This is a genomic window from Massilia forsythiae (genome assembly GCF_012849555.1).
Taxonomy (GTDB): Bacteria; Pseudomonadota; Gammaproteobacteria; order Burkholderiales; family Burkholderiaceae_D; genus Telluria; species Telluria forsythiae.
The window spans coordinates 5,748,030-5,769,711 of the sequence record NZ_CP051685.1 but is presented as its reverse complement, the minus strand read 5'-3'; the positions used below and the strand labels follow the sequence as shown (position 1 = coordinate 5,769,711).

At 69.3% G+C, this 21,682-nt stretch carries 16 protein-coding genes and 3 tRNA genes; 11 read left to right on the top strand and 8 right to left on the bottom strand.

Annotated features, from left to right (window positions below; genetic code table 11):
- Window positions 1-118: 118 nt before the first annotated feature.
- The 3 genes from HH212_RS24150 to HH212_RS24140 all read right to left on the bottom strand — a co-directional run bounded on the left by HH212_RS24150 (window position 119) and on the right by HH212_RS24140 (window position 868).
- Window positions 119-195, bottom strand: a tRNA-Arg gene (locus HH212_RS24150).
- 330 nt (window positions 196-525) lie between these two features.
- A tRNA-Arg gene (locus tag HH212_RS24145) sits at window positions 526-602 on the bottom strand.
- A 189-nt stretch (window positions 603-791) separates the two neighbouring features.
- Window positions 792-868, bottom strand: a tRNA-Arg gene (locus tag HH212_RS24140).
- Between the two features lie 157 nt (window positions 869-1,025).
- On the opposite strand from HH212_RS24140, the gene HH212_RS24135 reads away from it, so the two are divergent.
- Window positions 1,026-5,096, top strand: a complete 4,071-nt coding sequence (locus tag HH212_RS24135; protein ID WP_170204799.1) for a sensor histidine kinase — start codon at window positions 1,026-1,028, stop codon at window positions 5,094-5,096.
- Window positions 5,097-5,312: 216 nt separating this feature from the next.
- Here HH212_RS24135 and HH212_RS24130 read toward each other — a convergent pair whose 3' ends face one another.
- Together HH212_RS24130 and HH212_RS24125 are read right to left on the bottom strand one after the other, a co-directional pair.
- A complete protein-coding gene (locus HH212_RS24130) occupies window positions 5,313-6,284 on the bottom strand; it encodes a D-2-hydroxyacid dehydrogenase (RefSeq protein ID WP_211172408.1) in 972 nt (323 codons plus the stop codon).
- Between the two features lie 121 nt (window positions 6,285-6,405).
- Window positions 6,406-6,747 (bottom strand): hypothetical protein, encoded by a 342-nt coding sequence (locus HH212_RS24125; RefSeq protein WP_170204798.1) that lies wholly within the window; start codon window positions 6,745-6,747, stop codon window positions 6,406-6,408.
- 258 nt (window positions 6,748-7,005) lie between these two features.
- On the opposite strand from HH212_RS24125, the gene HH212_RS24120 reads away from it, so the two are divergent.
- Window positions 7,006-8,697 (top strand): M28 family metallopeptidase, encoded by a 1,692-nt coding sequence (locus HH212_RS24120; RefSeq protein WP_170204797.1) that lies wholly within the window; start codon window positions 7,006-7,008, stop codon window positions 8,695-8,697.
- 95 nt (window positions 8,698-8,792) lie between these two features.
- The gene (gene ligD, locus HH212_RS24115) at window positions 8,793-11,531 is read left to right on the top strand and encodes a DNA ligase D (RefSeq protein WP_170204796.1); all 2,739 of its coding nucleotides are present in this window, start codon (window positions 8,793-8,795) and stop codon (window positions 11,529-11,531) included.
- A gap of 181 nt (window positions 11,532-11,712) precedes the next feature.
- On the opposite strand, the gene HH212_RS24110 is transcribed toward ligD, so the two are convergent.
- From HH212_RS24110 to HH212_RS24100, 3 genes are read right to left on the bottom strand one after another with little or no spacing between them, the layout of a single operon-like run.
- Window positions 11,713-11,961 (bottom strand): hypothetical protein, encoded by a 249-nt coding sequence (locus HH212_RS24110; RefSeq protein WP_308633225.1) that lies wholly within the window; start codon window positions 11,959-11,961, stop codon window positions 11,713-11,715.
- On the bottom strand, window positions 11,962-13,098 hold the full coding sequence (ku, locus tag HH212_RS24105; RefSeq protein WP_170204795.1) for a non-homologous end joining protein Ku: 1,137 nt from the start codon (window positions 13,096-13,098) through the stop codon (window positions 11,962-11,964).
- Window positions 13,099-13,108: 10 nt separating this feature from the next.
- The gene (locus tag HH212_RS24100; protein WP_170204794.1) at window positions 13,109-14,077 is read right to left on the bottom strand and encodes an SDR family oxidoreductase; all 969 of its coding nucleotides are present in this window, start codon (window positions 14,075-14,077) and stop codon (window positions 13,109-13,111) included.
- Window positions 14,078-14,228: 151 nt separating this feature from the next.
- Between HH212_RS24100 and HH212_RS24095 the strand changes: the two genes are divergently transcribed.
- The 8 genes from HH212_RS24095 to ureC all read left to right on the top strand — a co-directional run bounded on the left by HH212_RS24095 (window position 14,229) and on the right by ureC (window position 21,666).
- Window positions 14,229-15,740 (top strand): GGDEF domain-containing protein, encoded by a 1,512-nt coding sequence (locus HH212_RS24095; protein WP_229217443.1) that lies wholly within the window; start codon window positions 14,229-14,231, stop codon window positions 15,738-15,740.
- Window positions 15,737-17,431, top strand: coding sequence for a SulP family inorganic anion transporter (locus tag HH212_RS24090; protein WP_229217442.1), 1,695 nt, complete (start codon window positions 15,737-15,739; stop codon window positions 17,429-17,431). The genes HH212_RS24095 and HH212_RS24090 overlap by 4 nt, the downstream gene beginning before the upstream one ends.
- A 60-nt stretch (window positions 17,432-17,491) precedes the next feature.
- A complete protein-coding gene (locus HH212_RS24085) occupies window positions 17,492-17,689 on the top strand; it encodes a hypothetical protein (RefSeq protein ID WP_211172407.1) in 198 nt (65 codons plus the stop codon).
- Between the two features lie 169 nt (window positions 17,690-17,858).
- The gene (locus HH212_RS24080) at window positions 17,859-18,701 is read left to right on the top strand and encodes an urease accessory protein UreD (protein ID WP_170204792.1); all 843 of its coding nucleotides are present in this window, start codon (window positions 17,859-17,861) and stop codon (window positions 18,699-18,701) included.
- A gap of 15 nt (window positions 18,702-18,716) precedes the next feature.
- Window positions 18,717-19,019, top strand: coding sequence for an urease subunit gamma (locus HH212_RS24075; protein ID WP_170204791.1), 303 nt, complete (start codon window positions 18,717-18,719; stop codon window positions 19,017-19,019).
- 26 nt (window positions 19,020-19,045) lie between these two features.
- Window positions 19,046-19,576, top strand: a complete 531-nt coding sequence (locus HH212_RS24070; protein ID WP_170204790.1) for a GNAT family N-acetyltransferase — start codon at window positions 19,046-19,048, stop codon at window positions 19,574-19,576.
- Window positions 19,573-19,965 (top strand): urease subunit beta, encoded by a 393-nt coding sequence (locus tag HH212_RS24065; protein WP_170204789.1) that lies wholly within the window; start codon window positions 19,573-19,575, stop codon window positions 19,963-19,965. Before HH212_RS24070 ends, HH212_RS24065 begins: the two co-directional genes overlap by 4 nt.
- Entirely contained in the window at window positions 19,966-21,666 is a 1,701-nt protein-coding gene (gene ureC, locus HH212_RS24060) for an urease subunit alpha (RefSeq protein WP_170204788.1), read from the top strand.
- Window positions 21,667-21,682 lie beyond the last annotated feature (16 nt).

Sequence of the window (21,682 nt, the reverse complement as noted above, 5' to 3'; positions counted from 1 at the left end):
GCGGAATTTTGCCATTTGGCAAAGAGCTGATGCGGCATGCGGCGGCATCGGGCGACACCGGCAGCGCAAAGAAAAATGGCCCAGAAATCGCTTTCTGAGCCATTGATCCTGAAGAAGTTGGTGCGGCTGGCAGGAATCGAACCCACGACCCCTTGGTTCGTAGCCAAGTACTCTATCCAGCTGAGCTACAGCCGCCCGAGGCACGCATTATAACGGCACTTTCCCGATTTGCAAAGTGGCCGCTTCGGCAAGCCGCGCAAAGGAAGCGTGCAGGGCAGGGTGGACGGCTTTGCCGGGCACCCCGCCGTTGCCGCGGTGCGTCCGCCGTCCACGCGTCCGGCCGGTGCCGAACAAGTCGCCTGGCATGCCGGCACCGTTTGAACGCGTGGACGGATCGGCGTCTCTGCCGTGCATAGCGTCCGGTGCAGCCGTCCACCCTACGCATGCGGGAACAACGGATGAAAGCGGAAGCGCAAAGAAAAATGGCCCAGAAATCGCTTTCTGAGCCATTCGTCCTGAAGAAGTTGGTGCGGCTGGCAGGAATCGAACCCACGACCCCTTGGTTCGTAGCCAAGTACTCTATCCAGCTGAGCTACAGCCGCCCGAGGCACGCATTATAGCGGGCCTTCCCCGATTTGCAAAGTGAAAGCGTGGATGGCATCGGCGCCTCTGCCGTGCATATCGTCCGGTGCAGCCCTCCACCGTACGCATGCGGCAGCACCGGACAAAAGCGGAAGCGCAAAGAAAAATGGCCCAGAAATCGCTTTCTGAGCCATTCGTCCTGAAGAAGTTGGTGCGGCTGGCAGGAATCGAACCCACGACCCCTTGGTTCGTAGCCAAGTACTCTATCCAGCTGAGCTACAGCCGCCCGATGCACGCATTATAGCAGCGGCATATGGATCGCGGAAGTCTTAATTTTTCTCAATACCCAGGGAGGGTTCTGGTAGATTAGGCTCGTGCCACCTACTTCATCTCATTTCCTTCCCGGCCGGCAGCGCCCGTGCCGCCTGTCCGCAAGCGCATGCATGGCCGTGCTGGCCTGGCTGTTGCCGTGCCTGGCCTTGTCGATCATGCTGTGCCGTCCGGCCCACGCCGGGGCGCCGCGCAGCCTGCGTTTCGAACACATCGGCCTGGACGAGGGCCTGCCGCAGGAATCGGTGCTCACCATCCTGCAGGACCGCACCGGCTTCATGTGGTTCGGCACCCAGGCCGGCCTGAGCCGCTTCGACGGCTACCGCAACCGTGTGTTCCGCAACGATCCGGGCGACGGCGCCAGCCTGGTCGACAACTATGTGCAATCCTCGTACGAGGATGCGCAGGGCCGGCTGTGGTTCGGCACGCGCGGCGGGCTGGAGCGCTTCGACGAAGGCAGCCAGAAATTCGTCCACTATCCGCTGTACACCAGCAGCGAGCGCGTCGCGCGCAACGCCGCCGTCACCGCCATCATCAACGACGGCAACGGCGGCATGTGGATCGGCACCGGCGACGGCCTGGTGCACCTGGACCCCGCCAGCGGCCGCGCGCGCACGCGGCACCACGACGAGGCCGACCCCGCCAGCCTGCGCGACGACCGCGTGACCGCGCTGGCGCTGGATGCGCACGGCGGCCTGTGGATCGGCACCGGCGTCGGCGTCGACTACCTGCCGGCCGGCGCCGAGCGCTTCAGCCACTTCGACATCGACCGCGAACCGGCCGGCGACGCCGCCCAGGCCGGCGCCCGGCGCAATGACGTGGGACGCAGCGACGCGCGGCGTGGCGACGCCCGGCGTGGCGGCGCCCGGCGTGGCGACGCGCGGCGCAACACCGTCACGGCGCTGTCGGCGGGGCCGCACGACACCCTGTGGATCGGCACCGGCGCCGGCCTGCACGCCTGGCAGCTGGGCGCGGCGCGCGGGCAGGGCGTGCTGCAGCGCCGCCAGTTCGGCGAACGCGAGGGCATGAGCGAGACGCGCATCCTGACGCTCTACCACGACCGTCACGGCAACCTGTGGGTGGGCACCGAGCTGGACGGCCTGAAATGGCACGATCCGGCCGGCGGCCGCTTCGTCGGCTACATCAGCCAGGCGTTCGACCGCCATGCGCTGTCGGACAACCAGATCAGCGCGATCTGCGTCGACCGCACCGGCACCCTGTGGGCCGGCACCATGTTCGGCGGCGCCAACCACGCCGACCTGGCCAGCGGCGGCTTCGGCCGCTTCACGATCCTGCCCGGACGTCAGCCCGATCCCGGCACGCGCAAGGTGCGCGCGATCGCCGCCGCGGCCGACGGCGGCCTGTGGCTGGGCACCACCGGCGGCGGCCTGGTACAGCTGGAGCCGGCCAGCGGGCGCGCGCAGGTGTTCCGCCACGATACCGCGCGCGCCGACAGCCTGCCGGACAACGTCATCACGGCGGTGCTGCCGGTCCCCGGGCGCCTGTGGGTGGGCTCGCCCACCGGCCTGTCCTGGCGCGATCCGGCCAGCGGCCGCTTCACCCAGGTGGCGCTGAGCGGCGAGGCCGGCGCCAACCACGTGCAGGCGCTGTACCGCGACCGCGCCGGCGCGCTCTGGATCGTCACCCGCGGCGGCCTGTTCCTGCTCGGCGCCGACGGCCATGCGCTGCAGGGCTGGCGCCACGACCCGTCCAACCCGTCGACCCTGGGCGAGAATTTCGGCTTTTCCGTGCTCGAAGACCGCGGCGGGGCGATCTGGATCGGCACCGAGAACGGCCTGGACCGCTTCGACCGCGCCAGCGCCACCTTCACCCACTTCCGCCACGATCCGCGCGACCCGTCCAGCCTGCGCCACAACCGCATCTATTACCTGTACCAGTCGTCCAACGGCGACATCTGGGTCGGCAGCGCCGCCGGCCTGCACCGCATGGAGCGCAAGGCCGACGGCCGGATCGGCTTCCGCTTCTTCCCGGTGACCGGCGCGCGCGAGCAGGCGCCGATCGGCGCCATCCTGGAAGACGGCAACGGCATGATCTGGGCCAGCACCACCGTCGGCCTGACGCGCCTGGACCCGGCCAACGGCGACTTCAAGAGCTACGACGCCAACGACGGCCTGATCGACGGCACCTATTTCGTCGGCTCGGCGGCGCGCGGCGCCGACGGCGAGCTGCACTTCGGCGGCGTCAACGGCATGACCTCGTTCATGCCGGAGGCGATCCACGACAACCCGTATCCGCCGCCGGTGGTGATCACCGATTTCCTGGTGTCGAACCGGCCCGGCCTGCCGTACGCCGCGCTGGCCCACGCGCACGAGGTGCAGCTACCGTGGCGCGACGCCGCCTTCACGCTGGAATTCGCCGCGCTGCACTACGCCGACCCGGCCGCCAACCGCTACGCCTACCGCCTGCGCGGCTTCGACCGCGACTGGACCGATACCGATGCCGGCAAGCGCTTCGCCACCTATACCAACCTGGACCCCGGCCGCTACGTGTTCGAGGTGCGCGCCGCCAACAAGGACGGCGTGTGGAGCGCGCAGCCGGCGCGCCTCGACATCACGATCGCCACGCCGTTCTGGATGACCTGGTGGTTCCGCCTGCTGACGGCGCTGGTGGCGCTGGGCGCGGCGCTGGCGCTGTACCGCCTGCGCATCCGCGTGCTGGTGCAGCAGACCGAACGCCTGGAGCGCCAGGTCGGCGCCCGCACCGCCGAGCTGGTGCTGCAGAAGGACCGCGCCGAGCGCCGCAAGCAGGAAGCCGAGACCCAGAAGGAAGCGGTGGAAGAGGCGCGCCGCACCATCGCGCTGCTGTCGGATATCGGCCGCGAGCTGACCGCCAACCTGGACAGCGAGGCGATCATGGCCAACGTCTACAACCAGGTCGGGCGCCTGATGGACGTGAGCGTGTTCGCCATCGGCGTGGCGCGCGCGGCGCACGGGGCGGCGCCGGACGCCACCGGCGCGGCGCTGACCCAGCTCGATTATCCGTACGTGATGGAGCAGGGCCGGCGCTGCGGCGCCACCGAGCGCTGCGTGCCGGAAGTGTTGCGCATGATCGGCTACTGCGTGCGCAAGGGCGAGGAAATCCTGATCGACGACTTCGAGGACGAGCACCGGCCCTACCTGGACGACCGCGCCGCCGCCGCCCAGGACTGGGTCGACGAGCACCCGCCCACGCGCCCGGCGCCGCGCTCGCTGATGCTGGTGCCGATCATGGTCGGCGCGCGCGTGCTGGGCGTGATCATCGTGCAGAGCGCGCGCGCCGGCGCCTACCGCCACGTGCAGCTCGACATGCTCAGCACCCTGGCCGCCTACGTCGGGGTGGCGCTCGACAATGCCGACGCCTACCGCCAGCTGAAGGAAACCCAGGCCCAGCTGGCCGCGCGCGAAAAGATGGCCTCGCTCGGCTCGCTGGTGGCGGGCGTGGCGCACGAACTGAACACCCCGATCGGCAACAGCCTCCTGATGGCCAGCACGCTGCAGGAAAAGACCGAGTCGCTGGCGGCGCGCGTCCAGGCCGGCGAACTGCGCAGGTCCGACCTCGACGGCTGGATCGGCGCGGTGCGCGAAGCGTCCGGCCTGATCACGCGCAGCCTGCATGCGGCGGCCGAGCTGGTGAACAGCTTCAAGCAGGTGTCGGTCGACCAGGCCAGCACCCAGCGCCGCCGCTTCGACCTGGCGCGCGCCTGCCACGAGATCGCCGCCACCATGATGAACCAGGTGCGGCGCGCCGGCCACCGGCTGGAACTGCGCATCGAGCCCGGCATCGAGATGGACAGCTACCCCGGTCCGTTCGGCCAGGTGATCATCAACTTCGTCAACAACGCCCTGCTGCACGGCTTCGACGGCGCCGGCGGCACCATGGTGCTGGCGGCGGCGCGCATCGACGGCGAGCGCGTGCGCATCGAATTCTCGGACGACGGCCGCGGCATCGCGCCGCAACACCTGGCGCGCATTTTCGACCCGTTCTTCACCACGCGCATGGGGCAGGGCGGCACCGGGCTCGGCCTGAACATCGCCTACAACATCGTCACCACGCTGTTGGGCGGGACCATCCGCGCCGAGGGCGCCGGCGCCGACGGCCGCGGCGCCGCCTTCATCCTGGAGCTGCCGCTGCATCCGGCGGGGCCGCCCCCGGAGCATGTGCTGACCATTCAACAGGAGCGCTGAACCCGGCCGGGCTGCCGTGCTGCCCGGAACGATCGTCGCGCCGCGCCCGTCTGCGGCGCGTCGTCCCCGCGCAGGCGGGGACCCATGCCGAGTATCCAGGACCCGTATTTTTGAAACCTTCCAGCTGCTTCCAATGTACCGAATCCTGTTGCTCATTATGGGTCCCCGCCGGCGCGGGGACGACGTTGTCGGCATGCTGTCGATAACGCGAGACCGCTACACCGCATTCTTCGGCGTCCCCGCCGCCCACGCCTCGATGTTATCGACCAGCATGTCCGCCAGCGTCTGCATCGCCCCGCCGCTGGCCCAGGCCACGTGCGGGGTCAGAACGAAATTCGGCAGGCGCAGCCGCAACAGCGGGTTGTCGGGCGCCGGCGGCTCCTTGCTCAAGACGTCGAAGCCGGCGCCGGCGATGGTGCCGTCGGTGAGCGCCGCGGCCAGTGCAGCCTCGTCGACCAGGCCGCCGCGCGCGGTGTTGATCAGGATGGCGGAACGCTTCATCGACGCCAGTTCGGCGGCGCCGATCAGGTGGCGCGTCTGTGCGGTCAGCGGCAGGTGCAGGCTGACCACGTCGCTGGTGGCCAGCAGTTCGCCCAACGGCAGCGCCAGCACGTCGTCGTCCTGGACCGGCGAGCGCGAAGCCGCCGCGACCTGCATGCCGAAGGCGCGCCCGATCTGCGCCACGCGCCGCCCCAGCGCGCCGTAGCCGACGATGCCCAGGCGGCTGCCGGACAGGTCGCCGATCGGGTGATCCAGCAGGCAGAAGCGGCTCGACGCCTCCCACCGGCCCGCCTCGACGTCGGCCAGGTAGGCGCGCAGGTTGCGCCGCACCGCCAGCATCAGGGCGAAGCAGTGCTCGGGCACCGAGACCAGCGAATAGTCGCGGATGTTGGCCACCACGATGCCGCGCGCGCGGCAGGCATCCAGGTCGACGTTGTCGGTGCCGGTGGCGGCCACGGCGATCATTTGCAGGTCCGGCAATTGCGCGATCGCATCCGCGCGCAGCGGCACCTTGTTGGTGATGGCGACCGTGGCATCGCGCAGGCGTTCGACGACTTCGCCCTGCGCGGTGGCCGCATGCTCGGTCCAGACGTGGTCGAAGGCGGGAGGGCGGACGGTGGCGATCAGGCTGTCGCGGTCCAGGAAGACAATGTGATGAGCAATGCGCTGCTTGGCGGTGGCGGACATGGGCGATCCTTGGCGGGGGCGGATCGTCATTGTAGAACAGGCGCGCATAAAAAAAGACAGGACCGGGGTCCTGTCTTCCGAGGAGGAGGGGCTTGAGCCGCTCTGGATAAAGGCAGTGCCTTTATTTCGCTGCGTCGGCTTTCTGGTCTGCGCGAGCCTCGGCCTTGTCGGCGCTGGCTTCGGCTTTGGCCTTTGCGGCCTTCTTGTGTGCTTTGGCTTTGGTCTTGGCGGCATCGGCCTTGGCCACGGCCATGTCCGAATTCGCTTCCGCGGCTTTCTTCTCTACCTTGGCATCGGCCTTGGCCGCTGCCTTGGCTTCCTTGGCGTCGGCCTTGGCCATGTCCTTGTCGGCCTTGGCTTCGGCTTTGGTGACAGGCGCCGCCGGCGCAGTGGCGGTCGACTGGGCGGCGAATGCCGAGGTAGCGAACAGGCCTGCGATCAGGGTAGCGACGATTTTGCTCATGGCGATGATTCCTTCAGGTGTTGGGATGTTGTTGGGTGTTTCCGGTGCTACTGAGCAGAAAACGCGGCACCGGAACACCCGGTTGACACGGTTACACACGCTTACATCACGATTTTTTTGTTTGAAGTTCATGCAGATGCGCAACGGGTAACTTGTTGAAAGTTTGACATTGGAAATCTTCCGACCCATACTCCGGATGCTGCTGTCCAGTTCGCCCGGCAAGCCGCCGGGTTCCCATCCAAGTCGAAGAGAGTCGCCATGAGAAAAACAAGATTGGCCTGCCTGGTGTTCGCCGCCCATGCCGTTCCCTGCATCGCCGTCCATGCCGCCGCCGGCCAAGCGGGCCCCGCCACGTCCACCACGCCGCGCATCGAAGCCAGCCACCTGTCGCAGGACGTCAAGGTGCTGGCTTCCGACGCGTTCGAAGGCCGCGGCCCGAATACGCCCGGCGAGGCCAAGACGGTCGCCTACATCGCCGAACAGTTCACCCAGGCCGGCTTGAAGCCGGGCGGCGACCTGGTCGACGGCAAGCGCGGCTGGACCCAGGACGTGCCGCTCGGGCGCTTCGAGATCAAGGGGCCGGTCGAGGTCAGCGTCACGGATGGCAAGTCCAGCCGCGCGCTGGCGCAGGGCGAGCAGATCGCCGTGCGCGCCGCCATGACCGGCGCCAGGAGCGTCGAGTTCCGCGACGCGCCGCTGGTCTTCGTCGGCTACGGCGTGACCGCGCCGGAACGCAAGTGGGACGATTTCAAGGGCGTCGACCTCAAGGGCAAGCTGGCGGTGGTGCTGATCAACGACCCCGACTTCGAGACCGGCAAGGGCGACTTCGGCGGCAAGGCGATGACCTATTACGGCCGCTGGACCTATAAATTCGAGGAGCTGGCGCGGCGCGGGGCGCTGGGCACCTTGATCGTGCACGAGACCGCGCCGGCGTCCTACGGCTGGGCCACGGTGAAGAACTCCAACACCAACGTTATGTACGACATCGTGCGCAAGGACCCGGCGGCGGCGCACGCGCCGGTGGAAGCCTGGATCCAGCGCGATACCGCGCAAGCCCTGTTCAAGAGCGCCGGCCTGGATTTCGACAAACTGAAGGCGCAGGCGCGCGCGCGTACCTTCAAGCCGGTCGAACTCAAGGGCGTGAGCCTGAGCGCGCGCTACGCGGTCGACGCCCAGACCATCACCTCGAAGAACGTGGTGGCGCTGCGCGAAGGCAGCGAGCATCCGGACCAGTACGTGATTTACAGCGGCCACTGGGACCACCTGGGCATCGGCCTGCCGGACGCGCGCGGCGACCGGATCTACAACGGTGCGGTCGACAATGCCACCGGCGTGGCGGCGCTGCTGGAACTGGCGCGCGTCTACGCGCGCGAGCCGCAACCGAAGCGCAGCGTGGTGTTCCTGGCGGTGACCGCGGAAGAAAAGGGCTTGCTGGGTTCCGAGTACTACGCCGCCAATCCGGTGTATCCATTGGCGAAGACCGTGGGCGTGATCAACATGGATGCCCTGACGCCCTACGGCCCGGCGCGCGATTTTTCCATCTCCGGCAATGCCAGGCTGGATTTGCTGACCCAGCTGACCGCCAAGGCGAAAGCGTGGAAGGTGCGCTACACGCCGGACCCGCGCCCGGAAGCGGGCGGCTTCTTCCGCTCCGACCATTTCCCGTTCGCCAAGCAGGGCGTGCCGGCGATCTCGTTCCGCTCGGGTATCGACTGGGAGCAGGGCGGCGTGGCGGCCGGCAAGGCCAATGCGGACAAGTATACCGCCGACCACTACCACCAGCCGTCGGACGAATGGCAGGCCAAGTGGACCTTCGCCGGCATGGCGCGCGACCTCGACATGCTGTATTCGCTGGGACGCGACCTGGCCGATTCGAAGGTCTGGCCGAACTGGTCGGCGGACTCCGAGTTCCGCGCGGCGCGCGAGCGTAGCGCGGCAGAGCGCAAGTAAGAGTATCCGCCCCCGGGCGCCACGGTTAGCTGTCGAACGGTGGCGCCGGGGCGTCCGGCCTACAGTGGCATCACCAGCGAACACCAGGTGACGCCATGCCAGACGCCCTCGAGCAGTACAAGTCCAAGCGCGATTTTTCGATTACCTCCGAACCGGCCGAAGGCGGCCGCGCCGGCACCGACGCGCTGACCTTCGTGATCCAGAAGCACTGGGCCACCAGGCTGCACTACGATTTCCGCCTCGAGCTGGACGGCACCATGAAAAGCTGGGCGGTGCCCAAGGGCCCGAGCTTCGATACCCGCGACAAGCGCATGGCAGTGCACGTCGAGGACCACCCGATCTCGTACGCCGATTTCGAGGGCACGATTCCGGCGCACCAGTACGGCGCCGGTAAGGTGATCATCTGGGACAAGGGCACCTGGGAGCCGGTCGGCGATCCGCGCGCCGGCTACGCCAAGGGCGAAATCAAGTTCGCCATCCACGGCCACAAGCTGCACGGGCGCTGGGTGCTGGTGCGCATGAAGCCGCGCGCCGGCGAGCGCCAGGAAGCCTGGCTGCTGATCAAGGAAAGGGATGACTACGCGCGCCCGGCCGCCGAGTATTCGGTGATCGACGCCATGCCGGACAGCGTCAAGGACTTGCCGATGCCGGCCGGGCCGGGCGAGCAGGCGGCGGCCGATGCCAAGCTGGCGGAACTGAAAGCCGAAGACGAGAAAGCCGGCGCCGGGCCGGCCAAGCCTGCCAAGCGCAGGACGGCCAAAGCGACGAAGGAAAAAGCAGGCGAGGGCGCCGCTGCCGTCGCGAAGGATGAATCGGCCGATGCCGCGCCAGCCGGCGCCGCACCCGCAAAGGGTCGCAAGAAGGTCGCCGCCAAGGCCGATGGCATGCCTGCCGGCGCCGTCGCCGCCGAGCTGCCCGCGACCCTGTCGCCGGAACTGGCGACACTGGTCGACGGCCCGCCCCCGCAGCCGGAGGAGTGGCTGTACGAGATCAAGTTCGACGGCTACCGCATGCTGGCGCGCGTGCAGGGCGACGACGTGCGCCTGGTCACCCGCAACGGCAACGACTGGACCGGCAAGCTCGACCTCCTGCACAAGGAATTGCTGCGTCTGCGGCTGCCGGACGGCTGGTACGACGGCGAGATCGTCGTGCACGACGAACACGGCAAACCCAACTTCAACCTGCTGCAGCTGGCCTTCGACGCGGACAGCCGCGCGCAGATCGTCTACTTCCTGTTCGACATCCCGTATTTCCAGGGCCACGACCTGCGCCAGGTGCGCCTGGACGCGCGCCGTCCGCTGCTGGAGCGGGCGCTGGCGCACAAGGCATCGGAGACGGTGCGCTTTTCCGCCGAATTCGGCACCGATCCCGGCCAGCTGGTGGTGGCGGCTTGCCGCATCGGCCTGGAAGGCGTGATCGGCAAGCGCCGCGATTCGCGCTACCTGACGCGCCGCTCGCCCGAATGGATCAAGCTGAAATGCGGCCTGCGCCAGGAATTCGTGATCGGCGGCTTTACCGATCCGCAGGGCGCGCGCAGCGGCATCGGCTCGCTGCTGCTGGGGTATTACGACGCCGAGGGCGTGCTGCGCTACGCCGGCCACGTCGGCAGCGGCTTCAATGGCGCCTCGCTGCGCCACTTGCGCGACGTCCTGGACGCGATCGAGACCGACGCCGACCCGTTCCCGCCGCGCGCGGTGCCGGGACGCGGCAAGCACTGGGTGAAGCCGGAACTGGTGGCCGAGGTCAGCTTCTCGGCATGGACCGTGGCCGGCCTGATCCGCCATCCGGTATTCCAGGGCCTGCGCGAGGACAAGCCGGCGCGCAGCGTGGTGCGCGAGCACGCCGGGCATGTGCAGGACGGCGGCGCGGCGGCCGCGCCGGACACGGTCCAGGCGGATGCGGATGCGGATGCGGCTGGCAGCGAAGCCGGCGCCGCGCTGCCGGCCGGCTTCAAGCTGACCCACGGCGAGCGCGTGATGGATGCCGACAGCGGCGTCACCAAGGCCGGCCTGGCGCGCTATTACGCGTTGGTCGGGCCGCTGATGATGGCGCATCTGGAAGGGCGGCCGGTGTCGCTGGTGCGCGCGCCCGAGGGCGTGGGCGGCGAACTGTTCTTCCAGAAGCACGTCGTCGACACGCGCAAGATGCCGGGCGTGATCCAGATGGACCGTGCGCTCGACCCCGAGCATCCGAGCATGATGCAGCTCGCCGGCGTCGAGGGCTTGCTGTCGGCGGCGCAGTGGAACGTGGTCGAGATCCATAGCCAGAACGCCACCGGCGCGCATTACGAGAAGCCGGATCGCATCGTGTTCGACCTCGATCCGGGCGAGGGCGTGGCGTGGACGGCGGTGCAGGAAGCCGCCCAGCTGATGCGCGCCTTTCTGCAGGAGCTGGGCTTGACGCCCTTCCTCAAGACCAGCGGCGGCAAGGGCCTGCACATGGTGGTGCCGCTCAAGCCCAGGCTGGACTGGGACACGGTCAAGGATTTCTCGCACGCGGTGGTGAACCACCTGGCGAAGACGCTGCCGGAACGCTTCTCGGGCAAGAGCGGCGCCAGGAATCGCGTCGGCCGCGTGTTCATCGACTACCTGCGCAACGGGCGCGGCGCCACCACGGTGTCGGCCTGGTCGCCGCGCGTGCGGCCGGGACTGGGCATCTCGGTGCCGGTGCGTTGGGAAGAGCTGGCCGGATTGACGTCGGGCGCGCACTGGACCGTCGGCACGGTGCAGGCGCGGCTGGAAGAAGGGAACGCGCCGTGGGCGGATTACGCCGAGAGCGCGACGACCTTGACCAGGGCGATGAAGGTACTGGGGTTCAAGGCAGCGAAGAAGTAGGCATGCCGGTCATGTGCGGGACGCTGAAACACCGTCGTCCCCGCGCAGGCGGGGACCCATACTGAGCTACAGAAACCGCGAAAGTCAACGCGGCGGCGATGTTTTTCAGTGCGCCATTTCTGGAAGCTCAACATGGGTCCCCGCCTGCGCGGGGACGACGCCTCATGCGGCGCAGGGATCGTCACGCCCCCTGCGTGTCGTTCCTCACGATCCCACGCACGTTCATGGCGAACAACCCGGCCTGCAGCGCGATCAGCGCCCATGCCTTGTCATGCACGCCCCACACGATCCACAGCAGGTTGCTCAGGATGAAGGCATAGAAGCCGACGATGCGCCGGTTGGCGCGGCGTGCGCCGACCAGGAAGGCGGCGGCCAGGGTGACCAGCATCGCCGGCCACTGCAAAAAGTCGATCACGGTATCCCAATCCACTCAGGCCGCCTTCCTGCGCCGCGCCGGCGCCTTGTCGGCGGCTGCGGTCTTGCTAGTGCTTGCCGTGCCGGCGCCGGCGGCGCGCTTGGCGGGCGCGTTCTTCGCCACCGCGCCTTTCGTCGTCACGCTTTTTTTTGCCACGGTTTTTGACGCTACCGTCTTGGCCGCAGCGCGCTTGGCCGGCACTGCGTTCGCATGCGCGCCGCTTGCAGACGCCTGCTTGCGCGCGCGCGGCGGCGGCGCGTCGCCGTCGTCCTCCTCGTTTTCGTCCGCATCGGGCTTGCGCGACCTGCGCGGCGGCGGATCGTCGTCGCCGTCGTCGTCCGGCGCCGCCCTGGACGGCTTCTTGCCCAGGCTGGCCTGCAGCAGCGCCACCAGGTCGATCACGTCGGCCTTGGCCGGCTTCGCTTCCTCCGGTTCGGGCGCGGTGAGGGTCTTGGTCTGGTTGGCTTCGATCTTCTTCTTGACCAGCGCCATCAGGTCTTCGCGGTAGCTGTCGTGGTACTGCTGCGGCTTCCACTTCTCGCTCATGCCTTCGACCAGCGCCTTGGCCATCTGCAGTTCCTTCTCGGTCAGCCGGGATGCCTTGCTGTCCTGGCCCGGGATGCGCAGCTCGTCGGTGGGGCGGATCTCGTCCGGGTAGCGCAGTGTGTTCAGCACGATGGTGTCGCCCACGCACACCAGCGCCGCCAGGTGCTGCTTGACGCGGATGACGACGTTGGCGATGCCGATCTTGCCGACTTCACGCAGGGCCTCGCGCAGCAGCGCGTACACCTTGTCGCCGCCCTTGCCGGGAGAGAGGTAGTAGGGCTGCTCGTAGTAGATCAGCGGCACCTGGTCGGCGTTGACGAAGGCCAGGATGTCGATGGTCTGGGTGGCTTCCGGATTGGCGCGCCGCAGGTCTTCGTCGGACAGCACCACGTATTCGCCGTCGCTGTACTCGTAGCCCTTGACGATGTCGTCCCAGGCGACTTCCTTGCCGGTGTTCTTGTTGTAGCGCTTGAAGCCGATCGGCGCGAAGTCGCGCCGGTCGAGCATGCTCAGGTCGAGGCCATGGTCGCTAACTGCGGGAACCATCTCGACCGGGATGTGCACCAGCCCGAAGCTGATCGCGCCCTTCCACATGGTGCGTGGCATGCCGGCGTCCTTATTCGCCGACGGTGCCGGTGATCGGCAGCACCACGCCGGTCACGTAGCCGGAGCACACGCTCGACGCCAGGTAGACGTAGGCCGGCGACAGTTCTTCCGGCTGGGCCGGGCGGCCGAAGGTGGTGCTCTGGCCGAACTTGGCGATATCCTCCGGCGACTGGTCGGCCGGGTTCAGCGGCGTCCACACCGGACCCGGGGCGACGGCATTCACGCGGATGCCCTGGTCCAGCAGGTTGGCCGCCAGCGACATGGTGAAGGCGTGGATCGCGCCCTTGGTGGTCGAGTAGTCCAGCAGTTTCTTGGAACCCTTCAGGCCGGTGACCGAGCCGGTGTTGACGATGGCGGCGCCGCGCTTCAGGTGCGGCAGGCAGGCCTTGGCCATGTGGAAGTAGCCATAGATGTTGGTCTTCATGGTCTCGTCGAAGCGGTCCTCGGTCAGGTCGAGCAGCGAATCGGCGTGTTCCTGGAAGGCCGCGTTATTCACCAGCACGTCCAGGCGGCCGAACTCGGCCACGACCTGGTCCACCGCCTGCTGGCAGAAGTCCATGTCCTTGACGTCGCCGGCGACGGTGACGCAGCGCTGGCCCTCGGCCTCGATGTAGCGCTGGGTCTCGGCCGCGTCCTCGTGCTCGTTCAGGTACAGGATGGCGACGTCGGCGCCTTCGCGCGCGAACAGGATCGCCACCGCGCGTCCGATGCCGGAATCGCCGCCGGTGACGATGGCCACCTGGCCGGCCAGCTTGCCGCTGCCCTTGTATTGCTCCGCCATGAACTTCGGCTTGAGCGCCATCTGCGCTTCCAGGCCCGGCTTGGCCAGGTGCTGGGCCGGGAAGTCGCCCTCGGGCTGGCGCACGCCGGTCTGGGCGGCGCCGCTGTCCTCGCTGCCTTTCTGCATGTTGCCGTCGTGCTGGTCCTGGCGGTTCTGGATCGCCTTCTGCTTGTTCGCCACGTCGTCCTGGTGTGCCATGTCGTGCTCCTCGTTCGAGACTGTTCGTAATCGTTCCAGTATTGGACGGGACCGCGCATGTGGACGGTGCGCTTACACACACAAGCGGGCATTTGGCGCGCGGGGTGCTTTATGGCAAACTCGCTTGTGTATTCGCGTATTCCAGGAGTCGATGATGTCGCAGCAAGCCGGGCAGGTTGGAGAAGCAGGAGCAGGAACGGTTGCCGATGGAGGACGCTGCGCCGTCTACCTGAATCCGATGGCGCAGCGGCGCGCCGAGTTCGAGGCCGCCGGCGCCGGCCTGTTCGCACGGCTGGCTCTGGCCGACGGCGTCGAGGCGGCGCGCGCGCTGGTCGTGGCATCCGAGGGGCAGGACGCGGCCAGCCGGGTCGACCTGCTGGTGATCGACCTGGAGCGCTTCGAGCAGAGCATCGACCTGGCCGCGCTGGGCGAACTGGTGGCGCTGCGCCGCGGCGCGCCGGTGCTGCTGCTGTGTCCCTGCGCCGGCGCGGCCTGGGTGCCGGCGTTGATGGCCTTCGGGCCGGCTTCGTATGCGATCACGCCGATCGAAGCGCCGGCGCTGCACCAGGCCGTGGCGGGCGCGCTCGCCGCAGCCGGCGCGGACGGCGCCGATGCGGCTGCGCTGCGCGACCTGCTGGCCCTGCGCACCCGCGCCGGGCAGGCGGTGCGCGCCGCCGTCGACAGCCAGGACCTGGGCGAGCGCCTGTGCCGCGCGCTGGCCGACTGGCCGGGCGTGCTGCATGCGGCGCTGTTCCACCTGAAGCCGGACGGCGACTTGCAGCTGGATGCCCAGCACGGCCCCGAGGGCCTGTCGCTGGCCACGCTGCTGGGACGCAGCCACGGCCTGCTGCAGGCGCCGCTGCGGCACGCCTTCCCGGGCCTGCTGGCGGCCGCCACCGGCGAACTGGCGCTGCTCGACACGCTCGGCCAGGCCGGCGAGCCGGGCATGGCCGACACCTTGCGCGCGCATGGCGTGGCGATGGCGGCCGGCATCGCGATTCCGGCCGACGGCCCCGGCATGGCGCGCGGCGCACTGTCGCTGCTGTTCGAGCGCGCGCGCCCGCTGTCCCAAGAGGATTTCGCCACCCTGCTCGACGTGGCGGAACTGGCGGCGCAGGGCCTGCACGGCGCCGAGCTGGCGCTGGAAAACGAGCAGCTGCTGGCCAGGCTGACCTATATTTCGACCACCGACGCCCTGACCGGCATCGCCAACCGCCGCCACGGCGAGGAACTGCTGGAAAAGGAAATCCGGCGCGCGCGCCGCTACCGCGTGCCGCTGGCGCTGGTCGCCTTCGACATCGACCGCTTCAAGGCCATCAACGACAACTTCGGCTACCCGGTCGGCGACGTGGTGCTGCGCAGCGTGGCCGACGCCGCGCGCGCCGTGCTGCGCAGCAGCGACCTGCTGGTGCGCTCCGGCGGCGAGGAATTCCAGATCATCGCGCCGCACACCAGCGCCATCGACGCCCTCAAGATGGCCGAGAAGATCCGCCTGGCCATCGAGCAGGCCGAGGTGCCGGGCGCCGACCACGTCACGGTCAGCCTGGGCGTGGCCCAGCTGGGCGAGCAGGAGAGCGGCGACTCGCTGGTGCAGCGCGTGAACGCGGCGCTGGCGCGCGCCAAGCGCGCCGGCCGCAATTGCGTCGAACTGGCGATGCAGTGACGGGTCCGCGGCCGGGACTGGGGCCGCTCGACTGGCTCCGGCACTACCGCCGCGCCGACCTGGGCGGCGACCTCTGCGCCGGCATCATCGTCGCCATGATGATGATCCCGCAGGGCATGGCGTACGCGCTGGTGGCCGGATTGCCGCCGGTGGCCGGCCTGTACGCCAGCATCGCCCCGGCGCTGCTGTACGCGCTGTTCGGCACCAGCGCCACCCAGTCGGTGGGGCCGATGGCGATCATCTCCCTGATGACGGCATCCGCGCTGGCGCCGCTGGCCGAAGCCGGCGGCAGCCTGTACGTGTCCCTGGCGGCGCAGCTGGCGCTGCTGTCCGGCCTGGTGCTGCTGGCCTGCGGCCTGCTGCGCGTGGGCTTCCTCGCCAATTTCTTTTCGCGCCCGGTGATGAACGGCTTCACGCTCGGTTCGGCCATCGTGATCGCGCTCGGCCAGCTCGACACGCTGCTCGGCGTGCCGCTCGGCCTGGACCGCCTGGCGCACCCGGCCGCGCTGCTGCACGGCCCCAGCGCGGCGCTCGGCCTCGGCGCGCTGGCCATCCTGCTGCTGGCGCGCCGCCATGGCGCGGCGCTGCTGCGCCGCCTGGGCCTGGCGCCGGGCGCGGCCGACGTCGGCGCGCGCCTGGCGCCGATGCTGCTGGTGGGCGCGTCGATGGTCCTGAGCGCCGCGCTCGGGCTGGAGCGGCACGGGGTGCGCACCATCGGCGCGGTGCCGTCCGGCCTGCCGCACTTCGCGCTGGCGCCGTCGGCCTGGTACTGGCAGCCGCTGGCCAAGCCGGCGCTCCTGATCGGCTTCATGAGCTTCCTGATCGCCATGTCCGGCGCCCAGGCGCTGGCCCTCAAGCGCGCCGAAAAGCTGCACACCGACCGCGAACTGCTCGGGCTCGGCCTGGCCAACATCGGCAGCGCGCTGAGCGGCGGCTTTCCGGTCACCGGCAGCCTGTCGCGCTCGGCCGTGAACTTCGCCGCCGGCGCCCGCACCCAGCTGGCCGGGGTGGTCGCCTCGCTGCTGCTGGCGGCGGCGCTGGTGTCGCCCACCGGCTGGCTGGCGCACCTGCCGCTGCCGGTGCTGGCCGCCACCATCATCGTCGCCGTGCTGGGCATGCTGGAACTGGATACGCTGCGCACCGCCTGGCGCTACGACCGCGCCGACGCGCTGGCCCTGGTCGCCACCGGCGGCGGCGTGCTGCTGCTGGGCGTCGAGGCCGGCGTGGTGCTCGGGCTGCTGCTGTCGCTGGGCGCGATGGTCTGGCGCGAGAGCCGGCCCCACATCGCCGTGCTGGGACGGATCGCCGGCACCCAGCACTTCCGCAACGTGCGCCGCTATCCGGCCGAGACCGCGGCGCCGGTGCTGCTGCTGCGCGTCGACGCCGGCCTGTTCTTCGGGAATATCGAGGCGGTGACCACGCGCATCGAGGAAGAACTGGCGGCGCACGGGGCGGCGCGCCACCTGGTGCTGGTGCTGTCGGCGGTGAACGCGATCGATACCTCGGCTTTGTTCGCGCTGCTGGAATTGAACGGCACCCTGGCGGCGCGCGGCGTCGCGCTGCACCTGGCCGAGGTCAAGGGACCGGTGATGGACCGCTTGAAGGATTCGGCATTATCAAGTCAGCTGAGCGGCTGTATCTTTCTGAGCACGGAAAATGCCTGGGATGCGCTCGCACGCAACGAATCGTGATTGCAGGCAAGTGCAGGCTGTGGCAGGATGAACCATCGCTCCGAACTGAAAGGTGACACCATGCCGCATGCAAGCACATTCGTCTTCATCCTCGCCGCCGTGGTCCTGTACGCGATCGGCCTGGGCACGCCGGCCCAGTGCGCGCTGTTCCTGGCGGCGGGCTGCGAACTGGTGGTGTGGAAGCGCGCCGCCGACAAGCTGCGCGCGGCGCGCGCGACGCGTCGTCAGCTGCCGCGCCGCCCGCACCGCCGCGGTTGAACCGACGGGCCGCTCCGGCTCGCTTTTCTGGCTTATTCTGTGATGCACCGCTCTGGTGCGCTCATCGTCCCTCGATTGCCGCGCTGGTGCATCGTCATCGCCGGCAGCGCCTGAAGCGCATCGACAACCCATGTTATGAGCTTGGCATGCTTCCTGCTGTAGCACAAGCATGCGCGATTTTCCCGATTCCACCCCTTCCCACGATGCCGGCGCCTGGCACGCCAGCCTGCGCCTGCGCTTCGACGACGACGGCGGCACCACCCGCCTGAGCGGACGCGCGCACCGCGGCCCGCTGCGCGTGCAAAAGGCGCTGTATCCGGAAGGACCGCGCACCTGCCACGTGATCGTAGTGCATCCGCCCGGCGGCGTGGTCGGCGGCGACCGCCTCGACCTGGCGCTGGACGCCGGCGCCGCCGCCGAAGTGCTGGCCACCACCCCCGGCGCCGCCAAGTGGTACCGCGCCAACGGCCGCGTGTCGCGCCAGAACGTGGTGCTCACGGCCGGCCCCGGCGCCGCCATCGAGTGGCTGCCGCAGGAAACCATTTTCTACGACGATGCCGACGTGGTGCTGGAACACGAGGTCGACCTGGCGCCGGGCGCACGCTACATCGGCAGCGAGATCCTGTGCTTCGGCCGCCGCGCCTGCGGCGAGACCTTCCGCAGCGGCCGGGTGCGCCAGCGCACCCGCATCCGCCAGGGCGGGCGGCTGGTGTGGTGGGAGCAGGGCACGCTGTACGGCGGCGACGCCATGCGCAGCCCGCTCGGCCTGGGCGGGCGCAGCGTGTGCGCCACCCTGGTCGCGGTGGGCGCGCCGCTGCCGGCGGCGCTGCTGGCCGACCTGCGCGCGGGCGACCCGGCGCTCGGCCTGAGCCAGGTGAAATCGGTGTTCGTGGCGCGCCACCTGGGCGACGACGGCGAGGCCGCGCGCGCCAGCCTGCAGCGCGTGTGGCAGGCGCTGCGCCCGCACCTGCTGGGACGGCCGGCCTGCGTGCCGCGCATCTGGCATACCTGATACCGATGGAACGACATGGACCTGACCCCACGCGAAAAAGACAAGCTGCTGATCTTCACCGCCGCACTGCTGGCCGAACGCCGCCGCGCGCGCGGACTGAAGCTGAACTACCCGGAAGCGGTGGCCCTGATCACGGCCGCCATCATGGAAGGCGCGCGCGACGGGCGCAGCGTGGCCGAACTGATGAGCGAGGGCGCCACCGTGCTGGCGCGCGCCGACGTGATGGAGGGCGTGCCGGAGATGATCCCGGAAATCCAGGTCGAAGCCACCTTCCCGGACGGCAGCAAGCTGGTGACCGTCCACAATCCGATTCCCTAGCGATGCCTCGAACGGGCGATGACACCATGAAGATCCAGAAACTCGATGCGCGCGCCGTCGACGCGGCGCTTCCCCAACTGGCGCAGCTGCTGCTGGATGCGGTCGGCGGCGGCGCCTCCCTCGGCTTCCTGTCCGGCATCGGTGCGGACGAGGCCGATGACTACTGGCGCGGCGTGCGCGGCGCCGTGGCCGACGGTGCGCGCGTGCTGCTGGCGGCGGTCCAGGACGGCGCGCTGCTCGGCAGCGTGCAGCTCGACCTGTGCCGGCGTCCCGACGGCAGCCACCGCGCCGAGGTGCAGAAGCTGATGGTGCACCGCCGCGCGCGCCGGCGCGGCATCGGCAGCGTGCTGCTGCGCGCGGTGGAGGCCGAGGCGCGCGCGCTGCAGCGCGGCCTGCTGTGCCTGGACACCGAGGCCGGCTGCGGCGCCGAGCACCTGGTCCACGACCTCGGCTACACGCGCGTGGGCGAGGTGCCCGGCTACGCGGCCACGCCGGGCGGGCAGTTGCGGCCCAGCGCCATCTACTACAAGTCGCTGCTGGTGCCGGAGCTCGCATGATCCCGGGAGAATACTTCATCGAGGACGGTGACGTCGTCATCAACGCCGGCCGCGCCGTGCTGACGCTGACGGTGGCGAATGCCGGCGACCGCCCGATCCAGGTCGGCTCGCACTACCATTTCTACGAAGTCAACGACGCGCTGCAATTCGACCGCGCATGCGCGCTCGGCATGCGCCTGAACATCGCCGCCGGCACCGCGGTGCGCTTCGAGCCGGGCCAGCGCCGCACGGTGGAACTGGTGGCGCTGGCCGGCGGGCGCGTGGCGGTCGGCTTCCAGGGGCGCGTGATGGGCAGCCTGCCCGCGCATGCCGACCCGGCGCCCCCAGCCGCACCCGCGGCCGCACCCGACAGCGCGGCCGCGCCGGTCCCATCTTCCGGAGAACACTGAATGGCATCGATCACACGCCGGGCCTATGCCGACATGTACGGCCCCACGACCGGCGACCGCATCCGCCTGGCGGATACCGAGCTGGTCATCGAGATCGAGCGCGACCACGCGATCTACGGCGAAGAGGTGAAATTCGGCGGCGGCAAGGTGATCCGCGACGGCATGGGCCAGTCGCAGCTGCCGCGCGCCGGCGTGATGGATACCGTCATCACCAACGCCGTCATCGTCGACCACTGGGGCATCGTCAAGGCCGACATCGGCATCAAGGATGGCCTCATCGCCGGGATCGGCAAGGCCGGCAACCCGGACATCCAGCCGGGCGTGACGATGGCCATCGGCGGCGCCACCGAGATCATCGCCGGCGAGGGCATGATCGTCACCGCCGGCGCCATCGACAGCCACATCCACTTCATCTGCCCGCAGCAGATCGAGGAAGCCCTGATGTCGGGCGTGACCACCATGCTGGGCGGCGGCACCGGGCCGGCGGTGGGCACCGCCGCCACCACCTGCACCCCGGGCGCCTGGCACATCGAATCGATGCTGCTGGCGGCCGACGCCTTCCCGATGAACCTGGGTTTCCTGGGCAAGGGCAACGTCAGCCATCCGCGTCCGCTGGAAGAACAGATCGAGGCCGGCGCCATCGGCCTCAAGCTGCACGAGGACTGGGGCAGCACGCCGGCCGCGATCGACAACTGCCTGGCGGTGGCCGAGCGCATGGACGTGCAGGTGGCGCTGCATTCGGACACGCTCAACGAGGCCGGCTTCCTGGAGTCGACCCTGGGCGCGTTCAAGGACCGCACCATCCACACCTTCCACACCGAAGGCGCGGGCGGCGGCCATGCGCCCGACATCATCGCCGCGGTCGGCCAGGCCAACGTGCTGCCGTCGTCGACCAACCCGACCCGCCCGTTTACCGTCAACACGCTCGACGAGCACCTCGACATGCTGATGGTCTGCCACCACCTCGATCCGGCCATCGCCGAGGACGTCGCCTTCGCCGAATCGCGCATCCGCCGCGAGACCATCGCCGCCGAGGACATCCTGCACGACATCGGCGCGATCTCGATGATGTCGTCCGACTCGCAGGCCATGGGCCGGGTCGGCGAGACCATCCTGCGCACCTGGCAGACCGCGCACAAGATGAAGGTGCAGCGCGGCGCATTGCCCGAGGATTCGTCGCGCCATGACAATTTCCGCGTCAAGCGCTACGTCGCCAAGTACACCATCAACCCGGCCATCACGCACGGCATCGCGCACGCGGTCGGCTCGATCGAGCCGGGCAAGATCGCCGACATCGTGTTGTGGCGCCCGGCCTTTTTCGGCGTCAAGCCGTCGATGATCCTCAAGGGCGGGATGATCGCGGCCAGCCTGATGGGCGACCCCAACGCATCGATTCCGACGCCGCAGCCGGTGCACTACCGGCCGATGTTCGGCGCCTTTGGCGGCGGCCTGCGTAAATCGTTTACCTTCATTTCGCAGGCGGCCTACGACGCCGGCGTGGCGCGCCGCCTGGGCTTGCAAAAAACCGTGATCCCGGTGCGCGGCATGCGCGGCCTGCGCAAGGCCGACATGGTCCACAACGGCGCCACCCCGCACATGGAAGTCGACCCGGAAACCTACGAGGTGCGCGCCGACGGCCGCCTGCTGGTGTGCGAAGCCGCCGCCGTGCTGCCGCTGGCGCAGCGCTACTTCCTATTCTGAGCCCGAGCGGCCGAGG

Bases quoted from the DNA above. Each gene is read 5' to 3' on its own strand.
- HH212_RS24095 (WP_229217443.1), top strand. From the start codon at position 14,229: ATGATGTCGCAGCAAGCCGGGCAGGTTGGAGAAGCAGGAGCAGGAACG.
- HH212_RS24080 (WP_170204792.1), top strand. From the start codon at position 17,859: ATGCGCGATTTTCCCGATTCCACCCCTTCCCACGATGCCGGCGCCTGG.
- HH212_RS24075 (WP_170204791.1), top strand. From the start codon at position 18,717: ATGGACCTGACCCCACGCGAAAAAGACAAGCTGCTGATCTTCACCGCC.
- HH212_RS24125 (WP_170204798.1), bottom strand. From the start codon at position 6,747: ATGAGCAAAATCGTCGCTACCCTGATCGCAGGCCTGTTCGCTACCTCG.
- ligD (WP_170204796.1), top strand. From the start codon at position 8,793: ATGCCAGACGCCCTCGAGCAGTACAAGTCCAAGCGCGATTTTTCGATT.
- HH212_RS24085 (WP_211172407.1), top strand. From the start codon at position 17,492: ATGCCGCATGCAAGCACATTCGTCTTCATCCTCGCCGCCGTGGTCCTG.
- ku (WP_170204795.1), bottom strand. From the start codon at position 13,098: ATGCCACGCACCATGTGGAAGGGCGCGATCAGCTTCGGGCTGGTGCAC.
- HH212_RS24100 (WP_170204794.1), bottom strand. From the start codon at position 14,077: ATGGCACACCAGGACGACGTGGCGAACAAGCAGAAGGCGATCCAGAAC.
- HH212_RS24120 (WP_170204797.1), top strand. From the start codon at position 7,006: ATGAGAAAAACAAGATTGGCCTGCCTGGTGTTCGCCGCCCATGCCGTT.
- ureC (WP_170204788.1), top strand. From the start codon at position 19,966: ATGGCATCGATCACACGCCGGGCCTATGCCGACATGTACGGCCCCACG.
- HH212_RS24135 (WP_170204799.1), top strand. From the start codon at position 1,026: ATGGCCGTGCTGGCCTGGCTGTTGCCGTGCCTGGCCTTGTCGATCATG.
- HH212_RS24130 (WP_211172408.1), bottom strand. From the start codon at position 6,284: ATGTCCGCCACCGCCAAGCAGCGCATTGCTCATCACATTGTCTTCCTG.
- HH212_RS24065 (WP_170204789.1), top strand. From the start codon at position 19,573: ATGATCCCGGGAGAATACTTCATCGAGGACGGTGACGTCGTCATCAAC.
- HH212_RS24070 (WP_170204790.1), top strand. From the start codon at position 19,046: ATGAAGATCCAGAAACTCGATGCGCGCGCCGTCGACGCGGCGCTTCCC.